Source organism: Paenalicyclobacillus cellulosilyticus (assembly GCF_014647315.1).
Lineage (GTDB): Bacteria > Bacillota > Bacilli > Alicyclobacillales > Alicyclobacillaceae > Alicyclobacillus_J > Alicyclobacillus_J cellulosilyticus.
In genome coordinates this window covers 1-241 of the sequence record NZ_BMOY01000160.1, presented here as the reverse complement: position 1 = coordinate 241, position 241 = coordinate 1, and the positions used below count along the sequence as shown (strand labels likewise).

Genomic DNA, 241 nt, shown 5'->3' with positions numbered 1-241 from the left:
ACCAAGGTTTGAAGGACAAATTCATACGGTTAAATCAAGCTGTGATGAAAAAATATGATTTTATTTCAAAAGTGATACAGGGTGGTCTGGGATGGGAGCCGTTATTAAAAACTCAAATAGCCAATCTTCTTATAGCGAATAAGCATCAGGAAGCCTTGGATTTAATGATGCAACATCCAAGAGTTACCAGTATTTTTAATGATAGTGATGGTAAATCTCTTTATGACTATGCAAAAGAATC

General features: G+C 34.4%; 1 protein-coding gene. It reads left to right on the top strand.

Annotated features, from left to right (window positions below):
• Positions 1 to 241 (top strand): hypothetical protein (locus tag IEX97_RS13360; RefSeq protein WP_188883567.1); only part of this gene is annotated, 241 nt, incomplete at both ends.